24 protein-coding genes and 2 riboswitches are annotated in these 26,139 nt (G+C 68.8%); of the genes, 11 read left to right on the top strand and 13 right to left on the bottom strand.

What is annotated here, in order from left to right; all coding sequences use genetic code 11:
• Positions 1-12: 12 nt before the first annotated feature.
• The 5 genes from Q9R39_RS00820 to Q9R39_RS00840 form a co-directional block, all read right to left on the bottom strand.
• A complete protein-coding gene (locus tag Q9R39_RS00820; protein WP_058253069.1) occupies positions 13-1,137 on the bottom strand; it encodes a glycosyltransferase family 4 protein in 1,125 nt (374 codons plus the stop codon).
• Positions 1,137-2,534: a hypothetical protein gene (locus Q9R39_RS00825; protein WP_078112811.1), complete on the bottom strand. Its 1,398-nt coding sequence runs from the start codon at positions 2,532-2,534 to the stop codon at positions 1,137-1,139. The genes Q9R39_RS00820 and Q9R39_RS00825 overlap by 1 nt, the downstream gene beginning before the upstream one ends.
• A gap of 8 nt (positions 2,535-2,542) precedes the next feature.
• Positions 2,543-3,580, bottom strand: a complete 1,038-nt coding sequence (locus Q9R39_RS00830) for an NlpC/P60 family protein (RefSeq protein WP_311276953.1) — start codon at positions 3,578-3,580, stop codon at positions 2,543-2,545.
• Between the two features lie 230 nt (positions 3,581-3,810).
• The gene (locus tag Q9R39_RS00835; protein WP_068972088.1) at positions 3,811-4,497 is read right to left on the bottom strand and encodes a C40 family peptidase; all 687 of its coding nucleotides are present in this window, start codon (positions 4,495-4,497) and stop codon (positions 3,811-3,813) included.
• A gap of 16 nt (positions 4,498-4,513) precedes the next feature.
• A riboswitch (cyclic di-AMP (ydaO/yuaA leader) is annotated at positions 4,514-4,746 on the bottom strand.
• A 107-nt stretch (positions 4,747-4,853) separates the two neighbouring features.
• Positions 4,854-5,084, bottom strand: a complete 231-nt coding sequence (locus tag Q9R39_RS00840) for a hypothetical protein (protein ID WP_254859646.1) — start codon at positions 5,082-5,084, stop codon at positions 4,854-4,856.
• A gap of 245 nt (positions 5,085-5,329) precedes the next feature.
• On the opposite strand from Q9R39_RS00840, the gene Q9R39_RS00845 reads away from it, so the two are divergent.
• Complete coding sequence (locus Q9R39_RS00845) at positions 5,330-7,162, top strand: DEDD exonuclease domain-containing protein (RefSeq protein ID WP_396275632.1); 1,833 nt, start codon at positions 5,330-5,332, stop codon at positions 7,160-7,162.
• Between the two features lie 26 nt (positions 7,163-7,188).
• Positions 7,189-7,467, top strand: a complete 279-nt coding sequence (locus tag Q9R39_RS00850; protein ID WP_058253073.1) for an Lrp/AsnC family transcriptional regulator — start codon at positions 7,189-7,191, stop codon at positions 7,465-7,467.
• Positions 7,468-7,513: 46 nt separating this feature from the next.
• On the opposite strand, the gene trpD is transcribed toward Q9R39_RS00850, so the two are convergent.
• Positions 7,514-8,584, bottom strand: coding sequence for an anthranilate phosphoribosyltransferase (gene trpD, locus Q9R39_RS00855; RefSeq protein WP_078112807.1), 1,071 nt, complete (start codon positions 8,582-8,584; stop codon positions 7,514-7,516).
• A gap of 21 nt (positions 8,585-8,605) precedes the next feature.
• The gene (locus Q9R39_RS00860; RefSeq protein ID WP_078112873.1) at positions 8,606-9,091 is read right to left on the bottom strand and encodes a hypothetical protein; all 486 of its coding nucleotides are present in this window, start codon (positions 9,089-9,091) and stop codon (positions 8,606-8,608) included.
• A 153-nt stretch (positions 9,092-9,244) separates the two neighbouring features.
• On the opposite strand from Q9R39_RS00860, the gene Q9R39_RS00865 reads away from it, so the two are divergent.
• The 5 genes from Q9R39_RS00865 to Q9R39_RS00885 all read left to right on the top strand — a co-directional run bounded on the left by Q9R39_RS00865 (position 9,245) and on the right by Q9R39_RS00885 (position 15,258).
• Complete coding sequence (locus tag Q9R39_RS00865; protein WP_065630046.1) at positions 9,245-9,856, top strand: heme-copper oxidase subunit III; 612 nt, start codon at positions 9,245-9,247, stop codon at positions 9,854-9,856.
• A 74-nt stretch (positions 9,857-9,930) separates the two neighbouring features.
• The gene (locus tag Q9R39_RS00870) at positions 9,931-10,827 is read left to right on the top strand and encodes a c-type cytochrome (protein WP_058253076.1); all 897 of its coding nucleotides are present in this window, start codon (positions 9,931-9,933) and stop codon (positions 10,825-10,827) included.
• The gene (locus Q9R39_RS00875; protein WP_078112806.1) at positions 10,824-11,981 is read left to right on the top strand and encodes a ubiquinol-cytochrome c reductase iron-sulfur subunit; all 1,158 of its coding nucleotides are present in this window, start codon (positions 10,824-10,826) and stop codon (positions 11,979-11,981) included. The genes Q9R39_RS00870 and Q9R39_RS00875 overlap by 4 nt, the downstream gene beginning before the upstream one ends.
• Positions 11,978-13,600: a cytochrome bc complex cytochrome b subunit gene (locus Q9R39_RS00880; RefSeq protein ID WP_058253078.1), complete on the top strand. Its 1,623-nt coding sequence runs from the start codon at positions 11,978-11,980 to the stop codon at positions 13,598-13,600. Before Q9R39_RS00875 ends, Q9R39_RS00880 begins: the two co-directional genes overlap by 4 nt.
• 209 nt (positions 13,601-13,809) lie before the next feature.
• Complete coding sequence (locus Q9R39_RS00885) at positions 13,810-15,258, top strand: bifunctional phosphatase PAP2/diacylglycerol kinase family protein (RefSeq protein ID WP_078112805.1); 1,449 nt, start codon at positions 13,810-13,812, stop codon at positions 15,256-15,258.
• Between the two features lie 114 nt (positions 15,259-15,372).
• Here Q9R39_RS00885 and Q9R39_RS00890 read toward each other — a convergent pair whose 3' ends face one another.
• On the bottom strand, positions 15,373-15,789 hold the full coding sequence (locus Q9R39_RS00890; protein WP_058253080.1) for a cytochrome c oxidase subunit 4: 417 nt from the start codon (positions 15,787-15,789) through the stop codon (positions 15,373-15,375).
• A 2-nt stretch (positions 15,790-15,791) separates the two neighbouring features.
• On the bottom strand, positions 15,792-16,889 hold the full coding sequence (locus tag Q9R39_RS00895; protein WP_078112804.1) for a cytochrome c oxidase subunit II: 1,098 nt from the start codon (positions 16,887-16,889) through the stop codon (positions 15,792-15,794).
• 403 nt (positions 16,890-17,292) lie between these two features.
• Between Q9R39_RS00895 and asnB the strand changes: the two genes are divergently transcribed.
• Complete coding sequence (asnB, locus tag Q9R39_RS00900; protein WP_311276955.1) at positions 17,293-19,218, top strand: asparagine synthase (glutamine-hydrolyzing); 1,926 nt, start codon at positions 17,293-17,295, stop codon at positions 19,216-19,218.
• Positions 19,219-19,273: 55 nt separating this feature from the next.
• Here the strand turns inward: asnB and Q9R39_RS00905 are convergent, their stop codons facing one another.
• From Q9R39_RS00905 to Q9R39_RS00920, 4 genes are all read right to left on the bottom strand, one after another.
• Positions 19,274-19,588, bottom strand: coding sequence for a multidrug efflux SMR transporter (locus Q9R39_RS00905; RefSeq protein WP_068972093.1), 315 nt, complete (start codon positions 19,586-19,588; stop codon positions 19,274-19,276).
• Positions 19,589-19,597: 9 nt separating this feature from the next.
• Positions 19,598-19,664, bottom strand: a riboswitch (guanidine-III (ykkC-III) riboswitch).
• Between the two features lie 65 nt (positions 19,665-19,729).
• Positions 19,730-20,707: a carbohydrate kinase family protein gene (locus Q9R39_RS00910; RefSeq protein WP_217700283.1), complete on the bottom strand. Its 978-nt coding sequence runs from the start codon at positions 20,705-20,707 to the stop codon at positions 19,730-19,732.
• Positions 20,708-20,883: 176 nt separating this feature from the next.
• Positions 20,884-21,243: an iron-sulfur cluster assembly accessory protein gene (locus Q9R39_RS00915; protein ID WP_058253100.1), complete on the bottom strand. Its 360-nt coding sequence runs from the start codon at positions 21,241-21,243 to the stop codon at positions 20,884-20,886.
• Positions 21,244-21,459: 216 nt separating this feature from the next.
• Positions 21,460-22,542, bottom strand: a complete 1,083-nt coding sequence (locus Q9R39_RS00920) for a glycerate kinase (protein WP_078112871.1) — start codon at positions 22,540-22,542, stop codon at positions 21,460-21,462.
• Between the two features lie 225 nt (positions 22,543-22,767).
• Between Q9R39_RS00920 and Q9R39_RS00925 the strand changes: the two genes are divergently transcribed.
• The 3 genes from Q9R39_RS00925 to Q9R39_RS00935 are packed head-to-tail and all read left to right on the top strand — an operon-like array spanning position 22,768 to position 26,138.
• A complete protein-coding gene (locus tag Q9R39_RS00925) occupies positions 22,768-23,457 on the top strand; it encodes a DUF3043 domain-containing protein (protein ID WP_311276956.1) in 690 nt (229 codons plus the stop codon).
• A gap of 3 nt (positions 23,458-23,460) precedes the next feature.
• The gene (cobT, locus tag Q9R39_RS00930; RefSeq protein WP_311276957.1) at positions 23,461-25,323 is read left to right on the top strand and encodes a nicotinate-nucleotide--dimethylbenzimidazole phosphoribosyltransferase; all 1,863 of its coding nucleotides are present in this window, start codon (positions 23,461-23,463) and stop codon (positions 25,321-25,323) included.
• A gap of 17 nt (positions 25,324-25,340) precedes the next feature.
• Complete coding sequence (locus Q9R39_RS00935; RefSeq protein ID WP_311276958.1) at positions 25,341-26,138, top strand: adenosylcobinamide-GDP ribazoletransferase; 798 nt, start codon at positions 25,341-25,343, stop codon at positions 26,136-26,138.
• Position 26,139 lies beyond the last annotated feature (1 nt).

Raw genomic sequence — 26,139 nt, forward strand, 5'->3', positions numbered from 1 at the left:
GCCGGTTGCTCCTCAGAGCAACTGGCGCAGGCGGGCCGCCATCTGGCTCCACTGCCAGTTCTCGACGACGTAACGCCGTCCGGCCCGGCCCATCTCGGCCGCGGCCGCGCGATCACCGAGGATCGCCAGGATCGCCAGGGCGACCGCGTCGACATCGGTCCCGTCGACGGCCGTGCCGGTGACCCCTTCCTCGATGGTCTCCGGCGCCCCACCGGACAACCCGGCGACCACGGGCACGCCCGACGCCGATGCCTCCAGGTAGACGATCCCCAGGCCTTCGACGTCCAGCCCGCGTCCCCTCGTCCGGGACGGCATCGCGAAGACGTCCGCGATGTTGTGGTACGCCGCGAGGTCGTCGGCGGGCACCGAGCCGGTGAAGATCACATGGTCGGCCACCCCGGTGTCTGCCGCGAGGTCGCGCAGGGTCTTCCCGTAGGGACCACCGCCGACGATGACCAGCGTCGCGTCGGGGATGGTGCGTCGGATCAGCGGCAGGGCGCGGATCAACACATCCTGGCCCTTGCGGGGCACCAGCCGCGACAGGCAGAGGATCGTCGGACGTTCCCCGAGGTCGAGACGTTCGCGAAACCGCTGTCGCAGCACCGGATCCGGGGCGAACCGCTCGGTGTCGACGCCGGGGGGCAGGTGTTCCAGGGCCGCGCGGGCGCCGAAGGCCGACGCGAACCGGCCGCGGGTGTATCGGCTGACGAAGGTGATCACATCGGTGTGGCGGCCGATGTGCCCGAGCACCTGCCGCGCGCCCGGCAGCATCGACCACCCGACCTCGTGACCGTGCGTGCTGGCGATGATCCGCTGGGCGCCCGCGCGACGCATCGCCGGCGCCAGCACGGCCAGCGGCGCGGCCGCGCCGAACCACACCGTCGAGATCTGTTCGCGGCGCACGATCTCCGCGGCACGCCGCGCCACGAACGGGGTGGGGAGCATGAGCGTCGTCGGGTGCCGGTACACCCGATACGGGGCGGCCGCGTCGAACTTCTCGTGCGAGTCACCACGCCAGCGCGGCGCGTAGACGACCACGTCCTCCGGCGGCAGCAGGTCCACCAGATTCTGCAGGTAGGACTGGATCCCGCCCGGACGGGGCGGAAAGTCGTTGGTGAGCAACAACGTTCGAGACATCAACGGGCCTGCACTTCGAGCCACCGCTGCCATCCCGCGACCAGTTCCGCACGCGTCAGCCCGACACTCGAGGCGATCGCCGCGTCCTGCGCCGCGGGCAGGGCGGACGCCGCGACCCCCATGTACATCTTCTTCAGCCGCGCCTCGTCGAATCGATCGGCGACGTAGGCGGCCAGCGACCACGCACTCTGATAAGCCACCTGTGAAGTCTGACCGTCCATCGCGAAGTCGGTGTCGGCGGGTGGCCCGGTCGGAACTCGACCGGCACGCACGGACGCGATCAGGTCGGGTGCGGCATCCGCGATCCTCGTGTGAGTCCCTCTGCGCCCGACGTATTCGGCCACGCCCTCGGTGATCCAGAGCGGCGCGTCGAGCGCGGTGTGAACGCGGGCCGCGACATGGGTCAACTCGTGCCGGAGAACCACCGCGAGCGTCGGTGCGGCGAGTTCCCGGGCCGCCGGGGTCAGGATGATGCGCTGTCCGGTCGCGGTGCGCTGGACCAGGTCGAGGCTGCTGAACACGGTCGCGGCCGCCGCGGTCCCGGTCGCCGCTCGACCCTCGGGTACGAGGGCGGCGAACTCGTCGTCGGTCGCCGTGGCGACCACGACGGCGCGGCGATCCCAGTCGTCGCCCCAGAAGTCACTGACGGCATCCACCGCCCCGGGCAGCTCCCGCTGCAGCGTCGCCACCGTCGAAGACGTTCGGGGATACGAGGCGACCACCGACGTGCCGCCTGCGGTCGCGGTGTCGGCCACCTGGAGTCCGGGCAGCTCCCAGATCTGAGTGGGTGCGGGGTCTCCTCCCAGGGCCGTGGCGTCTCCGACGAGGCGCCAGGCCTCGCCGTAGCGGGCGACCACGAACTGGGTGCCGACGACCACCTCGGCCTCGTCGACTCCCGGGACCCCCTCACCGCCGAGCGCATAGCGCAACTCCACCGGAGCGACCCACGAGTCCGAACTCCCCCCGGCATCGAGGAGCTCCTGCAACTCACCGGGTACGAGCACCTCCGCCTCTTCGGTGGGCGCAAGCTGATAACCGAACCGTGCGAACCGCAGGGTGCCGCTGCGACCGTTCCGCGGCGTGAACCGGCTGGGCGCGAAACCCGCGGCGGCCGTGACGAATCTGTCCTTGAACGCCGGAGTGGCAGCGGTGTCGACGAGGGTGCCGATCGCCCGCACATCCCCGGAACGCACCGCTTCGGTGAGCGCGTCGAGCAACCGCGTCACGCCCGCCGCACGATCACGCGCGTAGACGTTGACCGCGGGGCTCGACGACACGGGCGCTGCGGACGAGCCGGGCCCGTCGGGCACGTCGACCGTGCCGCACGCGGTGGCAACTGCGATGACCAGAACGACCACGGCCGAGACGAGGCCGGCGCGCCCGCGCGGTGAGGTCACCGGTGGGACTAGAACCGGCGGGCAGAGTTGTACGGTCCGGCCTCGTCGAGCGGCTCGACCTTGACCGGAACGCCGAAGGTCGAGGCGTGGATGACATAGCCGTCACCGACGTACATACCGACGTGATGGGCATCGGGATAGTAGATGACCAGGTCACCGGGCTTGAGATCGTTCTTCTCGACCGGCTGACCACCGGCCATCTGCGCCTGACTCGATCGCGGGATGGTCTTGCCGGCCTGCCGGAACGCCCACACCATGAGTCCCGAGCAGTCGAACGAATTCGGTCCGGTGGCGCCCCACACGTAGGGGTCACCGATCCGGGTGAGCGCGGCGTGGGTGGCGATCAGCCCGGCGGCGGTGCCCTTGGGCACCAGTCGCGGATCGAAGTCGAAGGTCGGACCGCGCAGAGCCGCCAACTGCTTGCCGGTCATCGACTTGTAGATCGACCGGATCTGGATCGCCTGGAGCTGCAGGTCGGCTTGCTTCGTCTGAAGGTCACCACGGACCCGTTCGGCGCGGGAGACCGCCTCGGAGGCGGCCACCGCCGTGCGCTCGGCATCCTTCTTCGCGATGGCGGTCCTGGCCCGTACCTTCTTGATCGCGGTCAGGTCCACCGACGCCTGACGCGAGATCATGTCGAGACCCGACATCTGGTCCAGGAGCGCCTGCGGGGAGTCGCTGACCATCACGGCGTACAGCCCGCTGACCCGCGCGCCCTGATAGCTGGCGCGGACGATCGCGTCGACTCGGTTCTGGTGCACGGCGAGCTGGGCGCGGCTGGTGTCCAGCGTCTGCTGCGCCTCGTCCGCGGCTTTCTTGGCCGCCGCCACGATGCCGCGCTGCTTGTCGTACTCGATCTTGGCGTTGTGCATCGCCTCGGTGGTCTTCTCCGCGTCGATGCCCAGTTGCTTGTAGCGGTCGAGCAGCTGATCGGCCGAGCGCGCGGGCACCGCACGGGCGTCCCCGACGCCGCCGGCGACGGTCGGTGCCAGAACGGCGAACGCCGACAGGACACAGAGCGCCACCATCAGCGGACCCGAACGCATCCTCGGCCGCGTCGCGCGACCACGCCCCTCCCCGATCAGCACGGTCTACTCACTCCCTCGTGTGTGCTCGTCGATCCCTGAGCATCCCGGGCCCCTGCACCCGTACCCCGCGTCCCGTCGACCACCCTAGGCGGCCGACCGGCCCCCGGGACTGGTTCGGGCGGATCGCAATCCACGCGATCCGCCCGTCCAGAGACCTTCGTGCTCAGTCTGTTCGTGTTCAGTTGTCGTCAGTACCGACGGATGCCCGTCAGGGTCCACTCCTTGACGGCGTCGCGCTTGACCGGCGTGCCGTAGTTGGACGAGTGGACGAACTGACCGTTGCCGACGTAGATGCCGGCGTGGCCGCCACCGTTGAAGATCATGACGTCGCCGGGCTTGGCCTCGGAGTACGACACCGCGCGTCCGCCGCCGAGCTGGCCGTAGCTGTCGCGCGGGATGTTCTTGCCGGCCTGCTTGTAGGACCAGTAGACGAGGCCCGAGCAGTCGAATGCGTTGGGGCCGGCGGAGCCGTAGGAGTACGGCGCACCGATCTTGCTCTCGGCGGCCTTCACGGCCTTCTGACCGGCGGTCAGCTGCGGCTGGCCCAGGGGCGCGCCGCCACCCTGCGGGCGGAACTGCTGCGGGATCTGCTCCGGCGCGATACCCGGCACGGTGAACTGCCCCAGGTTGGGGATCTCGACCGTGGCGGCGGGCGACTTCTTCACCGGCGTGGCCTCAGGCGCGGGCTTGGCCTCCGGGGCCTTCGCGCCGGGCAGGGCCGGGATCTCGAAAGTGCCCAGCGGGGTGTGGACCGGGGCCGCGAGAGCAGGGCCGGCGGCTGCGGCGAGCGAACCGAGTGTGATCGATCCAGCGATCACCGCCTTCTTGGCGACCGTGCTGCCACGATTGGGCTGTTCCAAACGATGTTTGGCCACGAAGCGAGTTCTCCTTCAGATCTTCCTCTACCGCCGACCGAGTTAGCTGTCGGGTTCGGGCCGGAAGAGTGGCCCTACACGTTTTTCGCGCATGAGGTATCCACTGGACACTCATGCGTGGCAACGCGATTCACCCCGATTCGGATCGGTTTCGACCGAGTCGCATCAGTGGTGATGCGCTCCGACGAGCCCGTCCGAAGGTTGTGGTTCCCCGGTTCGCCCGCGAGGGCGATTGAGCGGTGACTACTGCGGACCACTTCTGTTGAAGCGGGACGCTCCGCAAAGGTCTCAGAAAGGTTACGAAATCGGATGCGCTCTGTCCACCAGGCGACGGACAGCCAAACCTCGGCCGCTTCTCAGCCTGCCCTGAGGACGGTCACAGAGGCGCGTCGATCCGGCACCTGAACTGCGGTTTTGGCGGATCTTGCAGATCGTGCAGCGGCGCTGGTCACCATTGCAGCAGCCTGCAGAACATCGATGGCGAGGTCCAGTTCGGCATCCGCGTCCGAGGTGGCCGCCGTTACCGAACCTCCACCTTCGTGCGGCATATCGTCCCAGCTCGGACCACCAAACAGCACTGTCATCATGCACCCGTCGCAAGCGACGGGACGAGCCGGGCAGCGCGCACAATCGACGTACATAATGTGATCTCCATCTCATCTGGCGAGGGCGGGCCGCGTCGGCCCCGTTACGGGTCGTTGTGACCGTGAGAAGACCGCATTTCTCACGTCCAGGTGGAGACTAGGGGCGCCCACCGACAAGTCCGTCGAACAGCGATCGACACAGCAGTCACACGGGTCACACGACACGATGTCGGAGCGTCGCGGTCGCGATGTCGGTGGATCGAACTAGTGTTCGCCGGGTGACGCAGACCAGCGTGGACGGCTCGCCCGCGGGGCAGCTCACCTTCGCCGACCTGGAGGCCGCCGACCAGGGGGCCACGGGCGAGACGTCGAACGAGTTCAGCGACCGGTCGCTCTTCGAGACGACCCTCGTCGTCGTCGACCTCGAGACCACCGGGTCCGACCCGGTCCGCGACCGGATCACCGAGATCGGCGCGGTCAAGATCCGCGGCGGCGAGGTGGTCGGCGAGTTCGCCACGCTGGTCGACCCCGGCCGGCCGATCCCCCCGCAGATCGTGACCCTCACCGGCATCACCACCGCGATGCTGACCGACGCCCCCCGGATCGAATCGGTGCTGCCGTCGTTCTTCGAGTTCGCCCGCGGCTCGATCCTGGTGGCCCACAACGCTCGTTTCGACATGGGTTTCCTTCGGCAGAACGCGATCCGGCTCCACCTGCCGTGGACGTTCAGCCTCAGCCTGTGCACGGTGACCATGGCCCGGCGCATCCTCAGCCGTGACGAGGCGCCGACGGTCAAGCTGAGCGCGCTCGCCGACCTGTTCGACGTCTCCGTGCGGCCCACCCACCGGGCGCTCGACGATGCGCGCGCCACGGTGGAGGTCTTCCACCGGCTCCTCGAGCGCGTCGGCAATCAGGGCATCGCGACCGTCGGCGACCTGACGTCGTATCTCCCGAAGACCGACCCGCGCCTGCGCGCCAAACGCGCACTCGCCGACCATGTCCCGGCCCGTCCCGGGGTGTACCTGTTCCGCGGCCCGTCGAACGAGGTCCTCTACGTGGGCACCGCGGTGGACCTCCGCCGCCGGGTCCGGTCGTACTTCAGTGGCAACGACCCGCGCCGCCGCATCGCGGAGATGGTGCTCCTCGCCCAACGGGTCGACGTCGTGGAGTGTTCCCACGCCCTGGAGGCCGCCGTCCGCGAACTCCGGCTCCTCGGCGCGCACGCACCGGCGTACAACCGACGATCGACCCAGCCGCACAAGGGTTGGTGGGTGACCCTGACCGAGGAACGCTTCCCCCGGCTCAAGGTCAGCCGAACACCCACCGACGAGTCGATCGGCCCGGTGGGCAACCGCAACAACGCGGCGACCGTCGCCGACGTGATCTCGGCGGCCGCCGGTCTGCGCACGTGCACGACACGGCTCGGCGCGACGGGCTACCACTGGTGTCCCGAGGCCGATGGGAGGCGGCGGCCGGGGTCCTGCCGTGCGGCCACGGCGCAGCCGCAGACGGTGCCGGACTACTCTCCCCGGGTCACCGCGGCCCGCCGGCTCATGCGAGGTGAGGCCGACGAACTCCTCGACGGCCTCACCGCGCACCTCACCGACCTTGCCCAGGCCCACATGTTCGAGACCGCGGCGCGGCATCGGGACCGTCTCGCGCTCACGATCGACGCCCTCGCCCGCTGCCAGCGACTGGCCGCGCTGTGCGCGATCGCCGAGATCGTGGTCGCCCGGCCCGACGGTGAACGCGGCTGGCAGTTCGCGGTCATCCGGTACGGACGTCTCGCCGCCGCCGGACGCGCCCGACGCGGCGTCTCGCCCATGCCCGTCGTCGACGCGCTCGTCGCAGCCGCGGAGACCGTGTTACCGGCCCCCGGTCCGCTGCGGGGCGCGCCGGCCGAGGAGGTCGGCCTCGTGTACCGCTGGATGACCGAACCGGGCGCGCGCATCGTGTCGACGAGTGAGCCGGTCGCCCTGCCCGCCGGTTCCGCCGAACGCCGGCTCGGGTGGTCGCAGTCGGCGCACGACGCACGTGCGGCCAGACCCGTCGCCGACTCTCGCACACGGCAGGCGAGCTGAGGGCCACGCACCACTAGGCTGGCGGCATGATCACCGCCATCGTCCTCATCCAGGCCGACATCCACCGGATCCCGGAGACCGCCCAGGCCGTCGCCGACATCCCCGGGGTCGAAGAGGTGTACTCCTGTGCGGGCGACGTCGATCTGATCGCGAAGATCCGGGTCCGTGACCACGAACAGATCGCGACGGTCGTCACCGGCCAGATCAACCGGCTACCGGGGGTTCTCAAGAGCGCGACACACATCGCGTTCCGCAGTTACTCCAGCTCCGACGTCGAGGGTGGTTTCTCCATCGGCGAGAACTGACCCGCCGAACACTGAGCCCCACAAGGATTTCGGGGCAGCGTGACCGTCAGGCGGGCGCGGCGAGCCGGCCGCTGAGCTCAGCCCACCGCTGCAGCAGGTCGGCGGCGGCACCGTCGTCGATCGCATCGGCCGCACGCTCCTTCGCGGCGCCGAGGGCATCGGTCAGTTCCGCCGAGCTCATCGGGGCCTCCTGCTCGAACGCGACGATGGCGCCGGCCGAGTTCAGCAGCACCGCGTCCCGGACCGGGCCCGTGGTCCCGGCCAGCAACTCGCGGGCGATCGCGGCGTTGACCGTCGCGTCTCCCCCCTGCAGGGCGGAGAGTTCCACGCGCGCGATCCCCAGATCCGTCGGGTCGACGGTGAGTTCGTTCACCTGCCCGGCGACGACCTGCCAGACCGTCGACGTGGTGGTGGTCGTCAGTTCGTCGAGACCGTCGTCGCCGCGGACCACCAGCGCGGAGCCGCCGCGCTCGGCGAAAGCCCGCGCCAGAACCGGCGCCAGGTCGGCAAAGGCGCAGCCGATCAGCCCCCGGCTGGGTGTCGCCGGATTGGTCAGCGGCCCCAGCACGTTGAAGACCGTCGGGATGCCGATCTCCTTGCGCGGCGGACCGGTGAAGCGGAACGCCGGATGGAACACCGGCGCGAAGCAGAAGCCGATCCCGAGTTCTGCCACGCACTGCGCGACCGCGGCGGCATCGAGGGAGATGTCGACGCCGAGCGCCTCCAGCACATCGGCACCGCCGCTCTTCGACGACGCCGCACGGTTGCCGTGCTTGACCACCGCGACGCCCGACGCAGCGATCACGATCGACGTCATCGTGGAGATGTTCACCGTGTGCGACCGGTCGCCGCCGGTCCCCACGACGTCGACGGCCGGGCGACCGACGTCCACGAGCGTCGCGTGGTCGAGCATCGCGCGCGACAAGCCGAGGAGCTCCGCCGGTGCGGCGCCCTTCATCTTCACCCCGACGCCGAACGCGGCGATCTGGGCTCCGGTCGCACTGTCGGTCATGATCTCGTTCATCGCCCACGCGGCCTCGTCGGCGTCGAGGTCGAGGCGATCGGTGACCTTGCCGAGGATCTGCGGCCAGCTGAAGTCAGACTGTGCGGTGCTCACGGGGAGTCAGCATATTCGTGTTCAGAGCGGCGGACGCTGGAGGACGGCCCACTCGCGTGCGAATCCGCCGTGCCGCGAACCGAGGCTCGCCATCCGGGACCGTTCCTGCGACAGATGCATCGCGTCGAGCAGCTGGACCCGCGCCAGGACCAGGACCACGAGCCGATCGTCGCGCGGCGCCGGCCTCGGCCCCCAGCGTTCGTCGTCGACGGACTCGTAACCGTCGAGCGCGGCCACCGCGGCCGCGGCGGCCCGCCGGTCGGGTGGCACCTCGACGACATGCCGGAGGATCACCTCGTCCGCGGCTCGCCACGACGACGCGTCGAGCGCCACCGAACTCGCGATGGCGTCATCGTCGGACCGCGCCACCACCTCCACCCGCTCGTCCAGCGTCAGGGGACCGGCGCCGGCACGCGGGCGCAGCCGTGAGCGGAGCCGCGCCAGGCGACCCTGCTCGACGACTCGGCCGTTGAGATCACGGGGGCCGGGCGGCGCCGAACTGGACATGAACACACGGTAGCGAGCCGGGCGTCCGCCACACCCTTCCCGGACACGCCGAGGGTCACCCGATTCGGGCGCGGACCTGCGACGAGAGAAATAGTCGGGGGCAATTTCCGACCCGGGTGGCCACGGCTTACTACGAACCGTCATACTTCACTTGTGACAAGCGCTGTAGGTACCTCAGGAACAGCCATCACCTCGCGCGTGCACTCGCTGAACCGGCCCAACATGGTCAGCGTCGGCACGATCGTGTGGCTGTCCAGTGAGCTCATGTTCTTCGCTGGCCTCTTCGCGATGTATTTCGTCGCCCGTGCCAACTCCGCCGTCGGCTGGCCGCCGCCACCGACCGAGCTGAATCTCGCCCTCGCCATCCCGGTGACGACGATTCTCATCCTGTCGTCGGTGACGTGCCAGATGGGTGTCTTCGCCGCCGAGCGCGGTGACGTCTTCGGCCTCCGCCGCTGGTACGTCATCACCCTCATCATGGGAACGATCTTCGTGATCGGGCAGGCGTACGAGTACACCGTGCTGGTCGGCCACGGCACGACCCTCGCGTCGGATGCGTACGGCTCGGTCTTCTACATGACGACCGGGTTCCACGGCCTCCACGTGATCGGCGGTCTGATCGCGTTCGTGTATCTGCTCATCCGGACCAAGCTGTCGAAGTTCACGCCGGCGCAGGCAACCGCGGCCATCGTCGTCTCCTACTACTGGCATTTCGTCGACATCGTGTGGATCGGGCTGTTCGTCACGATCTACTTCATCCGATGACGCCGGCCCGTTCCACCACGACCGAGCGCAGCTCGATCTAACAACAGTCCGTCCCGCTTAGTAGAGAGTCACAGATGAGTTCATCTCCACCGCGTCCGTCGGATAGCGGCACCGAGGTCGGACCCGATGCCTCGGCCCGACGCTCCTCTGCACGCGACGCCGGCCGCCGCGCCAAGGCCCGACGCAAGCTCCGTCGGCGCGCAGGCGGCACCATCGTGCTGCTGGCCGGCCTCGTCATGGCGGGTGTGCTCGCCTCGGTGCTGACCCCCGAGCCGCAGGTCGCGGTCGCCGACGAGAGCAACGCCGCGATGATCGACGACGGTCGCAAGCTCTACGAGACCTCGTGCATCACCTGCCACGGCGCGAACCTCCAGGGCGTGCCCGAGCGCGGTCCCGCACTTCTCGGTGTCGGCGACGCCGCCGTGTACTTCCAGGTGTCGACCGGACGTATGCCGGCGGCGCGTGGTGAGGCGCAGGCCCAGCGCAAGCCGGCCAAGTTCACCACCGAGCAGATCGACCAGCTCGGCGCCTACATCCAGGCCGAGGGTGGCGGACCGCAGGTGCCGCGCAATGCCGACGGCACCGTCGCGATGGAGTCACTGCGCGGCGACAGCATCGGACGCGGCAGTGAGCTGTTCCGATTGAACTGCGCGTCGTGCCACAACTTCACCGGTCGCGGTGGCGCACTGTCCTCGGGCAAGTTCGCGCCGAACCTCGACGGGGTGAACGAGGCGCAGATCTACACCGCGATGCTGACCGGTCCGCAGAACATGCCCAAGTTCTCGAACCGTCAGCTCGATCCGGAAGAGAAGCGGGACGTGATCGCCTACGTCAAGTACGTGAGCGAGGCCAAGCCCAGTGGTGGTCTGGGCCTCGGTGGTTTCGGCCCGGTCAGTGAAGGCATGGTCATGTGGTTCGTCGGCGTCATCGCCATCGTCGCCGGCGCCATGTGGATGGGATCTCGAGCATGAGCGCGAACGACAAAGCCGTCCCGTCGCGGGACGAACTCGAACAGATGAGCACCGATGAGCTCGTCAAACTCGGCACCAATCTCGACGGCGTCGAGATCATCCACCGGTCCGAGCGTTACTCGGTGCCGGGCACCAAGGTCGAGAAGCGGGCCGAGCGTCAGGTGGCCATCTGGTTCACCGTGGCCGGCGTGTCCGCCCTCGCGTGCCTCGGGATCTTCCTGTTCAACCACTGGGAATTCGCCCTCCCGGACGATCCGAACTACTGGTGGTACACGTTCAACACGCCACTCCTCGGCGTGACGTTCGGTCTGTCGGTGTTCGCCATCGGCGTTGCGCTGATCCTCATCACCAAGAAGTTCATCCCGGCCGAGATCTCGGTTCAGGATCGTCACGACGGCGGATCGGCCGAGGTCGACAAGAAGACGATCGTCGGTCTGCTCCAGGACACCGGCGCCACGTCCACGCTGGGTCGTCGCAAGATGATCATCGGCTCTGCCGGTTTCGGTCTCGGCGCCTTCGCGGTCACCGGACTCGTGGCCTTCCTCGGCGGCTTCATCAAGAACCCGTGGGCCGAGGGCCCCGACTCGCCGCTGTGGCACTCGGGCTGGTCGCCGATCTACAACCCGCCGGAAGCGCCCAACGAGACCATCTACCTGCGGCGTGACACCGGCAACCCGTTCCAGGTCGCCCTGGTCCGGCCGGAAGATCTCGACGCCGGCGGTATGGAAACCGTGTTCCCGTGGCGTCGTTCGGACGGGTTCGGCGAGTCCGAGCACTCCCGCCATCTGCTGGAGGAGGGCCTGCACCAGGTCCGCAACCCCGTCATGCTCATCCGTCTGCGTCCCGAGGATGCGGCCCGTGCGGTCAAGCGCAAGGGTCAGGAGAGCTTCAACTACGGTGACTACTTCGCCTACACCAAGGTCTGCAGCCACCTCGGCTGCCCCGCCTCGCTCTACGAGCAGCGGAGCAACCGCATCCTGTGTCCCTGCCATCAGTCGCAGTTCGACGCCCTCGAGTACGCCAAGCCCATCTTCGGACCGGCCGCCCGTGCGCTGGCACAGCTGCCGATCACGGTGAACAACGAGGGCTACCTCGTTGCCGCAGGCGACTTCATCGAGCCCGTCGGTCCGGCATTCTGGGAGCGTAAGTCATGAGCATCGCCGAACGCCTCGGCACTCAAGCCGAAGAAGTGGACTCGCGGTATCACCTCGCCGCGGGCATGCGTCGCCAGATCAACAAGGTCTTCCCCACCCACTGGTCCTTCATGCTGGGTGAGATCGCGCTGTACAGCTTCATCATCCTGCTGGTGTCAGGCGTCTACCTGTCGCTGTTCTTCGATCCGTCGATGACGCGCGTGGTGTACGACGGCGCCTACCAGCCGCTGAACGGCGTGATGATGACCAAGGCGTACGAGACGACGCTGAACATCTCGTTCGAGGTGCGCGGCGGTCTCTTCGTCCGTCAGATCCACCACTGGGCGGCTCTGCTGTTCGCCGCGTCGATCATCATCCACATGATGCGCATCTTCTTCACCGGTGCGTTCCGACGTCCGCGTGAGGCCAACTGGATCATCGGTTGTCTCCTGCTGATCCTGGCGATGTTCGAGGGCTTCTTCGGTTACTCGCTCCCCGACGACCTCCTGTCGGGCACCGGCGTCCGCGCCGCCATGAGTGGCATCGTCCTCGGTATCCCGGTCGTCGGCACCTGGATCCACTGGGCACTGTTCGGCGGCGACTTCCCCGGCGTCATCATCATCCCGCGCCTCTACGTGCTGCACATCCTGCTCTTCCCGGGCATCATCCTGGCTCTGATCGGCGCACACCTCGCGCTGGTCTGGTACCAGAAGCACACGCAGTTCCCCGGCCCCGGCCGCACCGAGAAGAACGTCGTCGGCGTCCGCATCATGCCGGTCTTCGCTGCCAAGGCCGGCGCGATGTTCGCCTTCGTCACCGGCGTGCTGGCGATCATGTCAGGCGTCTTCCAGATCAACCCGGTCTGGAACATCGGTCCGTACAACCCGGCACAGGTGTCGGCCGGATCTCAGCCAGACATCTACATGATGTGGACCGACGGTCTGATACGTCTGTTCCCCGCGTGGGAGCTCTACCTGGGCAACTACACGGTGCCGATGTCGAACTGGGTCGTGCTGATCATGACCATCATCTTCGGCCTGATGTTCGCCTACCCGTGGATCGAGAAGAAGCTCACCGGCGACGATGCGCACCACAACCTGCTGCAGCGTCCCCGCGACACCCCGGTGCGGACGGCGATCGGCTCCATGGCGGTCTCGTTCTACATCCTGCTGACAATCGCATGTATGAACGACATCATCGCGTTCAAGTTCCACATCTCGCTGAACGCGACCACCTGGATCGGGCGTATCGGTCTGATCGTCCTGCCGCCGCTGGTCTACTTCATCGCCTACCGCTGGGCGCTCTCGTTGCAGCGCAGTGACCGCGAGGTCTTGGCACACGGTATCGAGACCGGCATCATCAAGCGGCTGCCGCAGGGTGAGTACATCGAGGTCCACCAGCCGCTCGGCCCGGTCGACAGCCATGGTCACCCGATCCCGCTCCCCTACGAGGGTGCGGCACTGCCCAAGCGGATGAACAAGCTCGGCTCCGCCGGTGCCCCGGGTACCGGTTCGATCCTCACGGCGGATCCGCCGGAGGAGCAGCTGCGGAACGTCGAACTCGAGCACGAGATCGAGGCCGGCGAGCGGAAGGCCCTCCGCGAGCTGCAGGCCAAGGGCGGCAACCCCTTCGGCGAGTAGTCGCAGGAAATCGCACGACCCACCGCGGGCCGTCGAGCACCATCTGGTGCGCGACGGTCCGCGGTTCGTTGTGCATAGTGGCCCACGTCGCCGACCGACACCGCTCCCCTCCCCCAGGGTGGCTGCCGGCGTGGGTCCGATGTGGCACGGTGTACCCCATGCACCGGTCACCTCCCCGAAGTTCCGGTCTGTCCCAGATCACCCGCGGGATGGGCACTCTCGATGCCGAGATCTACGATTCGATCGCGCGATCCCCGAGCCCGCTCCTCGACGTGACGATGCCGATGCTCACCCGGGCCGCCGACCATTCGAAGCTGTGGATGACGATCGCCGCCGGGCTCGCCGTGTCCGGCCGTCCCTCGCTGCAGCGCGGCGCCGCACGCGGACTGGTCTCGCTCGCCGTGACGAGTCTGGTCACCAACCAGGGGGCGAAGCGGATCCGCAACCGCTCGCGGCCCTCCCACGGACCGATCCCGTTGTCCCGGCGGGGTCGTCGACGCCCGACCTCCAACTCGCTGCCGTCCGGACACTCCGCCAGTGCTGCCGCCTTCGCGGTCGGTGTGGCCGTCGAAAATCCGCCCGCGGGTCTGTTGTTGTCGGCACTGGCCGGGCTCGTCGGGCTGTCCCGGGTGGCGACCGGGGCACACTACCCCGGCGACGTGGTCGCGGGGCTCGGCATCGGCGCCGTCATCGCCACGATCGGTGCCCGTGTCGTGCCGCCCATCACCGAACCGTCGCTGTCCCTGGCCGCCCCGTCGGTCGTCGATGTGGGACCCAACCCCGACGGGACCGGACTGGTCGTCGTCGTGAACCCGGGCTCCGCGGACGGACGGGGTCGCCGTGTGGTGGATGCGATCCGCACCGGGCTGCCGGCCGCCGAGATCATCGAGCTCGACGACACCGACGACATGGCAACCGTTTTCGCCGACGTGGCGGCCCGAGCGGAGATCCTGGGGGTGGCCGGCGGCGACGGCACCGTGGCGTGTGCCGCCGCTCCTGCGCTGGCCGCCGACATCCCCGTCGCGGTCTTCCCGGCCGGCACGTTCAACCACTTCGCGCGTGACATCGGTTGCGGCACGGTGGACACCACGATCGACGCGATTCGTTCGGGTTCGGCGTCCCGTGTCGACGCGATGTGGCTCAACAACTCCCGCCTGATCCTCAACACCGCGAGCATCGGCGCGCACCCCGACTTCGTCCGGGTCCGCCGGCGCCTCCAGCGGCGGATCAGCCGGCCGCTCGCGACCGCGGCGGCCGTATTGCACGTCCTCCGCAAAGACCCGCACGTCCGAATCGAGGTGGAGGGCCGTGTACTCGATGCGTCCCTGTTCCTCGTCGGCAACTCGATCTACCAGCCCACCGGATTCCTGCCGTCGCGACGCATCCGGCTCGACGACGGCCTTCTCGACGTACGGATCCTCGAGACAAGCCACCGCTGGGCGACCCTGCGACTCCTGGGTTCACTCGCGCTCGGTCGTCTTGAACGCTCTCACCTGTACCACGAGATGCAGGTCCCCGAGTTCCGCTTCACCGCGGTCGACGGCCCCGTCGCGGTCTCACACGACGGCGAGGTCGAGGAGTCGTTCTCGCAGGCCGACTTCCGCGTGGACTACCGCGTCCTGAAGGTCTTCCGGCCGGTCGGCCGGGAGCGTCCCTGACCGCTCACCGAGGGTCGCTCGGCGAAGACACGAGAGCGCCCCACCGGAGATCCGGTGGGGCGCTCTCGTGGTGCGTGCGCGGCGCCGTGCGGCGTCGGCGTCAGTGCCTGTCGCTCAGTGCTTCTCGGGGCCGACGTGGTACTCGAAGACCAGTCCCGCCGCGGTGCCCATGATGACGACGGCCGCGAAGATCGCCAGCCAGAAGTTGCCGGTCGCGAAACCGACCGCGAACGTCGAGGCGCCGAGCGCGATCAGGATGGGCCACCAGGAGTGCGGGCTGAAGAAGCCCAGCTCCCCGGCGCCGTCCTCGACCTCGGCGTCCTCGTAGTCCTCGGGACGGATCTCGACGCGTCGGGCGACGAACCGGAAGAACGTGCCCGCGATGAGCGTCAGGCCGGCCGCGAAGAACAGGCCGACGACGCCGACCCACTCGATGCCCTTGCTGGTGAACGCGGTGAAGAGGGTGTATGCGACGCCCGTCAGAAAGAAGAAGGCGGTCAGCATCTCGAAGAGGCGTGCCTCGATCTTCATCGTCAGCTCACTTCCTTGGTGCAGTTGGCGAGGGTCGGGTTGTCGGGATCACCGGTGGCACCGACGGAGCCGTCGGTCGCGCGGCGGGTGTCGAACGGCACCGTGGTCACCGCTTCGGGTGCCTGGCAGATCGACGCGAGCGCTTCCGCATTGGTGGCGCTGGGGTTCGCCTCGCGGAACCGGATGTAGCTGTCGAAGTCCTCCGGCGAGACGGCGCGGACCTCGAAGTTCATCATCGAGTGGTACGTACCGCACATCTCGGCACAGCGGCCGACGAAGGCGCCGGTCCGGTCGATCGACTTGATCTGGAAGATCGGGTCGGTCGCGTTCTGCTCGGGGAACGGGAAGACGTCGCGCTTGTAGAGGAACTCCGGCACCCAGAACGAGTGGATGACGTCGGCCGAGGCGATGTTGAACTCGATGCGCTTGCCGGTCGGCAGCACCAGGACCGGGATCTCCGACGACGAGCCGACCGTCTCGATCCGGTCGAACTTCAGGTAGTCGCGGATGTCGTCGTCACGACCGCCGGCCGGACCGGGCAGCTCACCGTGCTCGCCGCCCTCGTCGCTGCCGGCGTGCTCGGTCTCGGCGCCGCTGCCGGTCTGGGCCTGGACCTCGAACGGGTTTCCGTTCTGCTCGAAGCCGTTGTAGGTGGTGCCGTCGGAGAACTCGACCTGGTTGTAGCCGAACTTCCAGTTCCACTGGAACGCGGTGACGTCGACGACGACCTTGGAGTCGTTGTTCTTGCCCTCGACGTTGTTCTGCACAATGACCGTGAAGTAGAAGAGCACGGCGATGATGACGAACGGGATCGCCGTGTAGGTGAGCTCCAGCGGCACGTTGTATGCCGTCTGGCGCGGGAACACGCCCTTCTTGGCGTCGTTCGCGCGGTGGAACGTGATCGTCCAGAAGATCAGCGCCCAGACCAGGACACCCATGACCAGCGCCGCGATGACCGACCAGGTCCACAGATCGACCATCTCTTTGCCGTCGGGCGTGACGCCCTCGGGCCAACCGAAACGCATCGCCTCACTGGCGCTGCAACCCGACATCAGCAGTGCGCCGAGGCCGAGAGCGGCGACGAATCCGAGTCGCTTCATCGTCCGCGACGCTGATGAGACACGCCTCGCTCGGGGCCGTCCACCGTGTGCCAATTTCACGCCTTCCTGCTCGCTCACCGGCGCCCTCGCGCCGAGGTGAGTGCATGCCACATGACCTGCACGGGGCAAGGTCTTGCCGTGGACACACAGCAATTCTTGCACCTAGTACTACGCAGCGTAGACCAACCCGCGGAAGCTGTCGGAATCGGGGCGCGATCGGCGTCGTGTCCCCCTCCCTCGGTCCCGCACCGGCGCCCACGGGTCGCGCGCGACAGTCGCGTTCGCTCGCACGGCCCACCGCGCCACATAGGAACTCAGCCCGCCGCTTCAGGCATACTCGGACGCGATCCGGCCCGGCGTCGGAATCGTGCGTGGACTGGCAACTGAACGGAGAGAACGAGACGTGTGTGGTCTGCTCGGCCTGCTGACATCCGACGGAACGGCCGCCGATGTCGTCGAACCGGTGGCGGTGGCCTCGCACTGCATGCGGCATCGCGGACCCGACGAGCCCGGTACATGGCACGACGACGACATCGTGTTCGGGTTCAACCGCCTCTCGATCATCGACATCGAGCATTCGCATCAGCCGCTGCGCTGGGGCCCGCCCGAGAATCCCGACCGTTACGCGCTGGTGTTCAACGGCGAGATCTACAACTACCTCGAGATCCGCGCCGAGCTGGCGACGGACGAGGGGGTGCTGTTCCGGACCGAGGGTGACAGCGAGGCGATCGTCGCAGCGTTCCACCACTGGGGCCCCGACGCGGTCAAACGGCTTCGCGGCATGTTCGCCTTCGCGATCTGGGACACCGAGAACCGCTCGCTCTTCCTCGCCCGCGACCCGTTCGGCATCAAGCCGCTGTTCGTCGCGTCGGGCCCCGGCGGGCTGATCTTCGGCAGCGAGAAGAAGAGCCTGCTCGAGCTGATCGAACGCGTCGGGCTGTCGACCGAGCTCGATCCCCGCGCGATCGAGCACTACACCGTGCTGCAGTACGTCCCGGAGCCCGAGACGATCCACGCGTCGATCCGGCGGCTCGAGTCGGGCTGCCACGCGACCGCCACGCCGGGCAGTCCCCTGTCGATCCGGCGTTACTTCACCCCGCAGTTCGGTGTCCGCCCGGTCACCGAGGCCACCCGGCAGAAGCGGTACGACGAGATCGCCGACGTCCTCGCCGATTCGGTCGCCAAGCACATGCGCGCCGACGTCACGGTCGGGTCGTTCCTGTCCGGCGGCATCGACTCGACGGCCATCGCGGCGCTCGCGATCCGGCACAACCCCGACCTCATCACCTTCACCACCGGCTTCGAGCGCGAGGGCTACTCGGAGGTCGACGTCGCCGCCGAGTCCGCGGAGGCGATGGGCGCTCGGCATGTCGTGAAGGTCGTCGGGCCGTCGGAGTTCATCGAGTCGATCCCGTCGATCGTCTGGTACCTCGACGATCCGGTCGCCGACCCTGCACTCGTCCCGCTGTACTTCGTGGCCGCCGAGGCGCGCAAGCACGTCAAGGTGGTCCTGTCCGGCGAGGGCGCCGACGAGTTGTTCGGCGGCTACACGATCTACAAGGAACCGCTGTCCCTCGCCGCGTTCGACCGTCTGCCCCGTGCGCTGCGTCTTGCGGCGGGCAAGGTGTCCGAGCGGATTCCGGAGGGGACCCGCGGCAAGAGCCTGCTGCACCGCGGGTCGCTCACGCTCGAGGAGCGCTATTACGGCAACGCCCGCAGCTTCGACGACGCGCGGCTCCGCGCGGTGCTGCGCGACTACCGTCCCGAATGGACCCACACCGACGTCACCGCACCGATCTACGCGATGAGCCAGGGCTGGGACCCGGTGGCCCGCATGCAACATCTGGACCTCTTCACCTGGCTGCGCGGTGACATCCTGGTCAAGGCCGACAAGATCACCATGGCCAACTCCCTCGAGCTGCGGGTGCCGTTCCTCGACCCGGAGGTCTTCGCGATCGCCGAAGGTCTCCCGCACGACGAGAAGATCGCGCACGGCACAACGAAATACGCGTTGCGCAAGGCGCTGGAGCAGATCGTCCCGGCGCACGTCCTGCATCGCAAGAAGCTCGGCTTCCCGGTCCCCATCCGCCACTGGCTGGCCGGCACCGAGATGTTCGACTGGGCGCACGACACGATCATGCATTCGCAGACCGATCACATCTTCGCCAAGGACGCGGTTGTCGCGATGCTCAACGAGCACCGAGAAGGCGTGGTGGACAACAGCCGTCGTCTCTGGACGGTCCTGATGTTCATGGTCTGGCACGGCATCTTCGTCGAGGGCACGATCGTTCCGGAGATCATCGACCACACCTATCCCGTGCGGGTCTGATTCCCCGACAACCGAAGCCGCCCACGAATCCGGGGCGGCTTCGGTGGCGACGGGATCAGTGCGCGAGCTTGAGACCGATGACCCCGCCGACGATCATCACCAGGAACAGCGCCTTGAGCAGCGAAACCGGTTCCTCACCGGTGGCCATCGCATAGACGACGGTCAGCACCGCGCCGATACCGACCCACACCGCATAGGCGGTCCCGACCGGCAGATCGCGCATCGCATACGCCAGTCCGACCATGCTGGCGACCAGCGCGACCCCGAACACGGCCGTCGGACCCAGCTTGCTGAAACCCTCCGACTTGCCCAGCGCGGTTGCCCACACGGCTTCCAGGACACCGGACACGATCAGAACGATCCACGACATGACGCTCCCTCCGGGCCGTCTTGTCGCGCACCGGGTACAGCACCCCTCGTCCGGGAGCCCTCGATCGAGACTCCGTTCCAACGTCTCACGCCGGGGCGGGGGTGGCAACGTCAGACGCGTCACCACCCCGGAGAACCGGACTCAGCCGGCGAACGCCGCCTTGATCTCCGCGGCGGCCTCGGCGCCGTAGGCGCCTTCGATCCGAGCCAGGGCCGAGTCCGGGTCCCAGGCCCAGTCCTGTGTCGAGACGGTCTCCAGCACCAGCACCGCGACCATCGAGCCGACCTGCCCGGCCCGCTCGAAGTCGAGTCCGCGCGCCAGCGCGGACAAGAACCCGGCGCGGAACCCGTCGCCGACACCGGTGGGGTCGACCTTCTCCGTCTCCGGCACGACGGGGACGTGGATGCGCGTGCCGTCGCGGTCGACGATCTCGACGCCGTCCTTGCCGAGCGTCGTGACGCGCACGCCGACCATCTCCGCGACCTGCGCCTCGGACAATCCGGCCTTCTGACGCAGGAGCCCCCACTCGTACTCGTTGGTGAACAGGTAGGCGGCGCCGTCGATGAGCGTGCGGGTCTGCTCCCCGTCGAGGCGGGCCAGCTGCTGCGACGGGTCCGCCGCGAACGGGATACCGGCGGCCCGGCACTCTTCGGTGTGGCGGATCATCCCGGCCGGATCATCGGCCCCGATGAGGACGAGGTCGGGCGCCCCGACCTCCGCGATGACCTCGGACAGCACGATCTCGCGGCTCTCGCTCATCGCGCCGGCGTAGAACGTGGCGAGCTGGGCCATCGTCTCGTCGGTGGTGCACATGAACCGGGCGGTGTGGTGGGTCTCCGAGACCCGCACGCCCCGGCAGTCGACCCCGTTGGATTCGAGCCACTGGCGGTAGTCGTGGAAGTCGGACCCGACCGCGCCGACCAGAACGGGCGCACCGCCGAGCTGACCCATCGCGTAGCAGATGTTGCCGCCGACACCGCCGCGCCGAACGACGAGTTCCTCCACGAGGAAGCTGAGGGAGATGTGTTCGAGGTGGTCTCCGAGCAGCTGCTCGGAGAACTTGCCCGGGAACTTCATCAGATGGTCGGTTGCGATGGACCCACACACAACGATTGCCACTGGAGATCTCGACCCTTCGATTGGTTGCCCGACGGATGTACCCAGCAGGTGGTCACCTCACCCGGACAGGTGATGACGCAGACAGGTGTCCACGCTACTCACTCATCGGCAAACGACACCGGCCGCACCCCGAGCGGGATGCGGCCGGTACCGGAAGTTCGCTGACGTGTACGGCGTCAGTTGAACGAATCGCCGCAGGCGCAACTGCCGGTGGCATTCGGGTTGTCGATGGTGAAGCCCTGCTTCTCGATGGTGTCGACGAAGTCGATGGTGGCACCCTGCACGTAGGGGGCGCTCATGCGGTCGACGGCGAGGGTGACGCCACCGAAATCGGTGGTGATGTCGCCATCGAGAGTGCGGTCGTCGAAGAAGAGCTGGTATCGCAGGCCCGCGCAACCACCCGGCTGTACGGCGATACGCAGCGCGAGATCGTCGCGGCCCTCCTGGTCGAGCAGCGCTTTGGCCTTCGACGCGGCTGCGTCGCTGAGGATGACGCCGGTGCTCGTGGCTGTGCCCGTTTCGTTCTGCACGGTCATGGATGCTCCTGTAAGTGGTGTGGTCCCGGTGCATCGTGGCCCGATGCCGTGGTTGGGGTGTGCCCTCACGGTCGTTCGGGATTCACCCGCTCGCCGGGAGGTCGACCGGTGTGCCCGTGCGTACAACCGTACTCCTCCCCGTGGTATTCCCGTCCAGTCGGACGGGCGTTTCCGGGAGGTCGGCACCCAATTCGGCGGCACGGCGCGACGTCGAGGTCAGCCCGGACCGTCCGCCTCCCGGAAGTCGGATGCGACCGATGTCGCGAGCACGACGAGCTGGTTCTCCGCATCGTTCATCGCGACCTCGACCGAGCCGGCGATGTCGACGATCGCGTACGCGGCCGCGACACCGGCCGCTCGGATCTCGTCGGGGCCCAAGGCGACCTGACCCGCGAGGACGATCGTCGGCGCACCCGCGCCCCGGGCGCCGATCGTCGAGGCCGCGTCGTGCAGTGCGGCGACCACCTTGCCCCGGAGCGTCTGGGCGTCGAACTTCCCCTCTCCGGTGACCACGACATCGGCCGCGGCCACCTCGGCCGCCAGCCCGGTCGCCTCCGCGACGACGGTGGCACCGGACACCCGGGTACCGCCGAGCGCGAGCAGCGCCGCACCCAGACCACCCGCGGCGCCGGCGCCGGGCTCATCGGCGACATCCCGGTCGGCGAGCGCACTCAACACCTGTGCCCAGTGGGCGAGGCGCGTCTCGAGCAGTTCGACCGTCTCCGGGTCGGCGCCCTTCTGCGGACCGAAGACGGCGGCGGCTCCCGACGGCCCGAGCAGCGGGTTCTCCACATCGGACGCCACCACCAGATCCACACCCCGGAGTCGCTCCCGGGCGCGGTCGCCGCCGCCGAGGGCTTCCACGAGGCCGGCGCCGCCATCGGTGGTCGCACTGCCGCCGAGCCCGACCACGATCCGCTCGGCCCCGCGCGCCAGCGCCGCCGCGACGAGCTCGCCGACTCCGCGGGTATCGGCTGCCGTCGCCGTACGCGGCGTCGGCGTCCCGCCCAGCTGGTGCAGACCGCACGCCTGGGCGCACTCGATGTATGCGGTCGACGCGTCGTCGAGAAGCCATCGCGCGATGACCCCCGCCCCGAGCGGACCGGACACCGGTTCGGCGATCACGGTCCCGAACCGCGAGGCGAGCACGTCGACGAAGCCGGGTCCGCCATCCGACTGCGGAGCCACGACGAGCTCGTCCCCATGCCGTGCCGCACGCCACCCCCGGGCGATCGCCCGAGCCGCGACCACTGCGGACATGGTGTCACCGAACGAATCCGGCGCGATCAGGATCCGCACCGGGATCCCGCCGTCGGCCCCGTGGGTGCTCCACCGCGCTGCGCGCCGTTCCCGGTCATGAGCACGGAGTGTAAGTGGCCGAACCCGACCCGGCAGCGCGACATCGACGCAGGGCGGATCGGCGAGCCAGCGCGCGACGCCGCGGATGCCGAGTACGCCGGGTGACCACCCGAAAGCGACGACCACGCGTTTGTCTCGCAACATCGATCACCTAGGCTCTACAGCGTGAAGCTGCCATGGAAGAAGGACGACACCCAGGCGGATTCCGGCGACAGCTCGGTCTCCACCTACACCGCCGACGTCGAGTCCGGCACCGACGTCGCGCCCTCCACCAAGGGCAGCAAGTACACCCCGGGCAAGGGTCGTCCGACGCCGTCTCGCCGACAGGCCGAGAACAAGCGACGCGGTCCCGTCGCACCGCCCCCGACGAACCGCGCCGAGGCGCGCGCCCGCAAGAAAGAACTGAAGTCCACGCTCTCCAAAGAGGAGAAGCGCGCACTCTCCGCCGAACGCCGCGAGAAGCGGCTCCAGCAGCGCGAACGGATGATGGCCGGCGACGAGGCCTACCTGATGCCGCGCGACAAGGGCGCCTCGCGGCGCTACACCCGCGACATCGTCGACGCCCGACGCAACTTCGCCGGGCTGTTCATGCCGTTCGCGATCCTGCTGATCGTGCTGATGTTCCTGGTCCCGCAGGCGGCGGCGCTGACCAACCTGATCCTCGTCGCCTTCGTCGTGCTGATGGCGGCCGACGGTGTGATCCTGGGCCGCATGGTCAACCGGCGGGTCGCCGAACGTTTCCCCGAGTCCAGCGACGGCGGTTTCAAGCTGGGCTGGTACGCGTTCACGCGCGCGATGCAGCTGCGCAAGATGCGCGCCCCCAAGCCGATGGTCTCGCCGGGCGACGAAGTCTGATCGATGACCGATCGCGCAGTGCGCACCCTCGTCCTCGGCGGCGTGCGCTCGGGTAAGTCCGCGCACGGAGAGTCGTTGCTCGACGGCCACCGTCAGATCCGCTACCTGGCCACGGGCCCGCTGACGTCCTCCGACGGGGAGTGGATGGACCGGGTCCGGCGCCATCGCGAACGCCGCGACGACCGGTACACGACGATCGAGACGACCGATCTCGGCCAGGCCCTGCGCGCCGCGCCCGACATCCCGGCCCTCGTCGACGACCTGGGCAACTGGCTCACCGCGCAGATCGACGCCGTCCACGGATGGACCTCGGGTTCGGAGATCGACCTGGACGGCCGGATCGACGACCTCTGCGATGCCCTGCGCGCGATGTCGGCCGACGTGGTGATCATCAGCCCGGAAGCCGGCCTCTCGCTCGTACCGCCCACCCCCGCCGGCCGGGTGTTCCAGGACCTGCTCGGGACCCTCAACGTCCGGGTCGCCGAGGTGTGCGAGCGTGTCGATCTCGTCGTCGCCGGCCGGGTCCTCAACCTCCCCGCCGGAGCACCCGCCGACGAGTCCGTGAGCCCGCACGTAACCGACGCGGACCCGACCGGGAACGCGGGCCAGGCGTCGGCCACCCCGGTTTCGGACACCCCGTCATCGGACACCCCGACGACGACTCCGCCCGCCTCCGACGACCCCACTCCGACACCGCCGAGCACAGCGGCGGCCGCGGTGGCAACCACTTTCGGCACAGCACCCGAACCTGTTGCGGGCGTGGGTGTCTCGGAACGGCCCCGGCCCGACCCCACGGATGCCGAGGTGTTCGCACCGATCGCGCCGCCGGACGAGGCGGTCGCGCAGGACGCGCGGAAACGGCAGGCGGTACTCACCAAGCCGCCGGGGTCGCTGGGCCGCGTCGAGGAGATCGGCGTCTGGATCGCCGCATGCCAGGGGCAGTGTCCGCCCGCGCCACTCATCTCCCCGACCGTCGTCGTCTTCGCCGGCGATCACGGTGTCGCACGCGGCGGGGTGTCGGCGTTCCCACCCGAGGTGACCGCGCAGATGGTCGCCAACATCGCCGCGGGGGGTGCCGCGGTGAACGTGATAACAGGCCGTGTCGGCGCCGCGGTGAAGGTCGTCGACATGTCCGTCGACGCCGACACCCCGCCGGAACTGTCGCGGTACAAGGTCCGTCGCAGCAGCGAAGACCTCCGCACCACCGACACCATCAGCCTCGCCGAGGCACGCGAGGCGCTGGCCGCCGGCCGCGCCATCGCCGACGACCTCGTCGACTCGGGCACCGACCTGCTCATCGCCGGCGAGATGGGCATCGGCAACACCACCCCGGCGACCGTCCTCATCGGCGCGCTGACTCGGCGCGAGCCGGTCGAGATCGTCGGCCGCGGCACCGGCGTCGACGACGCCGGATGGATGCGGAAGACGGCCGCGATCCGAGACGGAATGCGTCGCGCGCGCAAGGTCATCCACGACCCCCTCGCGCTGCTCGCCGCCGTCGGCGGCGCCGATCTCGCCGCCACCGTCGGCTTCCTCGCCCAAGCGGCGCTGCGTCGGACGCCGGTCATTCTCGACGGCGTGGTGATCACCGCCGCGGCGATGGTCGCCAACGAACTCGCACCGGGCGCGATGCGCTGGTGGATCGCCGGACACCGATCGGTCGAACCCGCCCATCAGATCGCGCTCGACCACCTCGATCTCGTTCCGGTGCTGGACCTCTCGATGCGCCTGGGCGAAGGCAGCGGTGCCGTCCTGGCACTGCCGATCGTGCAATCCGCCGCCGACCTGCTCGGCTCGATGGCCACCTTCGACGAGGCGGGGGTGTCCGACCGGGAGGCCGAGCACGCCACCGTCGAGACGACCTGACGCCGAACCGATCCGAGATGATCTCGCCGATCCGGGCGCTGCGAACCGCGTTCAGCTGGCTCACGGTGGTACCCGTCGGTGGTCACGCAGGCGCTTCCGCACCCGACCGGGAGCTGGGAGCGGCGGTCATGGCGTCGGTCCCGGTGATCGGCGCTGCCCTGGGCGCGGCGTCGGCAGGACTGGCTTTCGGGCTCGCGCAGACCGACCTCCCGGCGGTCACGGCGGGCGTGCTGATCGTCGTGCTGCTCGGCGTCGTCACCCGGGGCATGCACCTCGACGGGCTCGCCGACACCGCGGACGGACTCGGGTGCTACGGGCCGCCCGATCGTGTCACCGAGGTCATGCGCAGCGGCACCGTCGGACCGTTCGGCGTCGCGACGCTGGTCCTCACGCTGGCCGTGCAGTCGACCGGGTTCGCCGCGCTCGCGAACGGGTCTCGTTGGTACGACCTCGCTTTCGCGATCGCCCTCGGGCGGCTCGGCGCAGTCGTCGGCACCCGGCGGTCCCTGGAACCGGCCCACCACAACGGTTTCGGCGCCCTGGTCGCGGGGACCCAGCGCACCTCGGTCGCCGCGTGGTTCGTCGTGGCCCTGCTCGCAACCGTGCCGCTCGGACTGTCCGCCAACGGAATCGACGGCGGCCACGTCGAGGTGGCCGCCGTCGTCCAGGGGTGTGCGATCGTGCTGGCCGTGACCGCCTTCGCGTGGTGGTTCACGAGGCACTGCGCCCGCCGGATGGGCGGGATGACCGGCGACGTGCTGGGCGCGACCATCGAACTCGGGGTCGCGATCGGCGTCGTCGGTCTCCTGCTCTGAG

Source organism: Gordonia sp. AC31 (assembly GCF_031844505.1).
GTDB lineage: Bacteria > Actinomycetota > Actinomycetes > Mycobacteriales > Mycobacteriaceae > Gordonia > Gordonia hongkongensis.